General features: G+C 47.0%; 3 protein-coding genes. All 3 read left to right on the top strand.

What is annotated here, in order from left to right:
* Nucleotides 1-104: 104 nt before the first annotated feature.
* Nucleotides 105-821: a FadR/GntR family transcriptional regulator gene (locus tag LD39_RS14740; protein WP_255349891.1), complete on the top strand. Its 717-nt coding sequence runs from the start codon at nt 105-107 to the stop codon at nt 819-821.
* 71 nt (nt 822-892) lie between these two features.
* On the top strand, nt 893-2,185 hold the full coding sequence (locus tag LD39_RS14735; protein WP_035548714.1) for an FAD-binding oxidoreductase: 1,293 nt from the start codon (nt 893-895) through the stop codon (nt 2,183-2,185).
* Nucleotides 2,186-2,198: 13 nt separating this feature from the next.
* Nucleotides 2,199-3,368 (top strand): (Fe-S)-binding protein (locus LD39_RS14730; protein ID WP_035548717.1); only part of this gene is annotated, 1,170 nt, incomplete at its 3' end.

Here is a 3,368-nt window from a genome sequence, read left to right as displayed (position 1 = left end):
CAACAAGAGCCATTAACCAGCACGTTAGTGGCTCCTGTTGTAGCTATTTTTCTCAGTTTCTATCAATATGCGATTACTTATCAGATATGTGATGTCCGAAAGGGGTGAGACCTCTGGAAGTTGAAAAAATTTCTCCGAAGAAAGTTTCTGAACAGGTGGAAGAGCAAATGGAATCGTTTATTCATGCTGGAAAGTTTAAACCTGGTGAAAAGCTGCCTTCGGTCCGTGAGTTGTGTGACCTATTTGATGTAGGAAGATCGGCAGTAAGAGATGCGATGACTTCATTAAAAGGAAAAGGTTTAGTGGAAATCAGGCATGGAGAAGGTATGTATATTTGTCCGTTTGATCCGGCAAAACTGCTTCAGCACTATATGCTTTTACCGAATTCGAAAGACATTGAAGCATTATTTCAAGTGAGAGAGATGTTGGAAGCCGGGATGGTGAAACTAGCGGCCCAATTCAGATCAGAGGAAGACTTAAAAGCTATGAAGCTTGCGATTGAAGAAATGAAATCGAATAGTGAAAAGGAACAAGGGCTCTCTGATTACAAGTTTCACAGTGAGATTGCCAAGGCGAGCGGCAATCATATCCTTTTTCAGTTGATGGACTTTATTTCAGCAACGACGAAAAAACACATGCTGGAGTTCCACAGCTATATCGCGTCAAACCCAAGGCTCACACAAGAAATCATCAATCAGCATGAACGGATTTTTGAGAAAATCGCAGCGAGCGAGTCAGAAGCCTCCTGTGAGGAAATGATGGCTCACTTGAAGTTTGTTCGAACTCTGATGCAAGAGATCAGTCTAGAAGAAATCAGTTGATTGAATGCAGATATTTTATACTGACGATTGAAAACGGTGTTTCCCAATAAGAAACAAAAGAGGTGTGATGGATGGACATACAAGGGGTATCAGAGGAGCGGCAGAATGTTTCCTTGGAGGACAAGTTTGGCAACAAGGGTTCGACGATATTTAGAGCAACGACGGAGGCTGAGATTTCGAAAATCGTCCGGCAGGCAGATAAAGAGGGGAAAAGTATCGCTATTGAATCTGGAGGAACGAAACGCGGATATGGTGGTGTTAAAAATGATTATGATATAACCCTGTCCCTGAAGAATTACAAAGGAGTGGTCGAACATAACGTCGGAGACATGACGGTGACGGTCCGGCCCGGAACAACGATCACAGAGCTGCAGGATTTTCTTCGCGAGCACAACCAGATGGTATCGATCGATCCGAATTGGCCCGATCAAGCAACCATCGGAGGTGTTATCGCCACAAATGAAAGCGGTTCCAAAAGACTGAAATATGGATCAGCAAGAGACCTGGTGATCGGCTTACGATTAGTGTATGCAAACGGGGAGATCATCCGGACAGGGGCCAAGGTTGTGAAGAACGTCGCCGGCTATGACATGAATAAGCTGTTTATCGGAGCGATGGGGACCCTGGGCGTCATCACTGAAATCACGATGAAACTACGGCCGCTCCCTAAATTCGAGAGTCTTGTCCAAGTGTCGTTACCAGCAGAGAAGATCGACGCATTGAAAACATTTGCGATCGCCATCCAGGATTCTATGCTCGAGCCCGTTTCACTTGAACTCATGAACCCGGTGTTATCGAAGAAGCTGACAGGCCGTGAAGAGTACAGGCTGCTGATTGCTTTTGAAGATGTCGAAAAAGCGGTGCGCTACCAAGAAGATTGGGTTGAAAACCATAAACCAGAAGGCGCAGATCTTGAAGTCCACAGGAATGAGGAAGCACAAGAGTTTTGGCGGACCTTTTCAGCGCTCGCGCCTAACAGTCTTACCGATGACCAGAACGAGAAGACACAGGCCATTCTGAAGGTTGGAAGTAAAAATATCGACGTGTTTGAAATCATGAAGGAATTGAGCAGCCTGCAGTCATCTTCCGTGACGATCGAGGGACACGGCGGCATGGGCCACGGGATCAGTCAGTATACGCTGTCAGGGACACATGAAGGTGTCGTGGCGGCCATCGAAGAGATCCGGAAAATCGCGGAGAGCAAAAAAGGCTATACCATCGGAACACACCTGCCATTTGAACTTCGTAAACAAGTCGATGCCTGGGGTGGAAAAACGTCGTCCTTTTTCTTGTTTGAAGGCATTAAGAAAAAAGTGGATCCAAGGAACACATTAAACCATCAACGGTTTATAGGAGGGATTTAAATTGCTTAAGGAAATGGTGGAATCAGAAAACAAATCGGACCTGCCTTGTGCCTCAGCCAGTTTAAGCAATTATTTTGAAAAAGATCACCCGGATGAAGCGAAATGGGCGGACTGTGTCCATTGCGGAATGTGTTTAGAAGCGTGCCCGACGTATTTGGAAACCGGTCAGGAACAGCACTCCCCACGCGGCCGGGTACATTTGATCAAATCCGTTGCGGAAGGAAAACTCAGCCTTGATGAACAATTGGCCGATCCGGTCTTCCAATGCCTCGATTGCCGTGCGTGTACAACGGCTTGTCCGGCCGATGTCGATGTAGGTGGATTAATCGAGGAAGCCCGTGGGCAAATCCGGGAAGCGATGCCGCTGACAGGGTGGAAAGGGGCAATCAGCCAGTTTTTCCTGAAAGGACTTTTTCCTCACCAAAACCGGATGCAGACAGTCAGCGGACTACTCAAATTCTACCAGCAGAGCGGGATTCAGAAAGTGATTCGTCAAACAGGAGCGATGAAAGTGATGCCATCCCACCTTGCTGGTATGGAGTCGATCATGCCTGAAGTCAAGACATCGGTCCAAAAAAAGTATAAAAATGTGGATGTCATACCGGCAAAAGGCACACCGAAAGCACGCGTGTCGATGCTGACTGGATGCATTATGGACGTCATGTTCAGCGATATCAATGAGTCGACCATCAATGTGCTGACTCACAATGACAATGAAGTCGTTATTCCTAAAAATCAAACCTGCTGCGGGGCGCTGCACGTGCACGCCGGAGACCGGGACACAGGAAGGAAGCTTGCGAAGCAGAATATCGAAGCTTTTAAAGACTCCGATAAAGTCGTCGTCAATGCAGCTGGTTGCGGATGTGCCTTGAAAGAATACCCAGAGTTGTTTAAAGATGATCCAGAATGGAAAGCGAAAGCGGAAGAGTTTTCGGAAAAAGTCGAAGATGTATCCAAATACTTATATGACAGCGGTTATGAAAAACCGAAAAGTGAGATCAATAAGCGGATCACTTATCATGATGCCTGTCATTTGGCACATGGGCAGGGCGTCCGTCACGAACCGCGTCAACTGCTGAAAGACATCCCGGGAGTAGAGTACACGGAGCTCTCCAATGCCGACACCTGCTGTGGAAGTGCCGGCATCTACAATCTGACCAATCCGGAAATGGCGGGAGCGGTT

It is taken from the genome of Halobacillus sp. BBL2006 (assembly GCF_000786645.1).
Lineage (GTDB): Bacteria > Bacillota > Bacilli > Bacillales > Halobacillaceae > Halobacillus.
The sequence above is the reverse complement of the archived record's forward strand: the minus strand, read 5'-3'. Positions and strand labels throughout refer to the sequence as shown.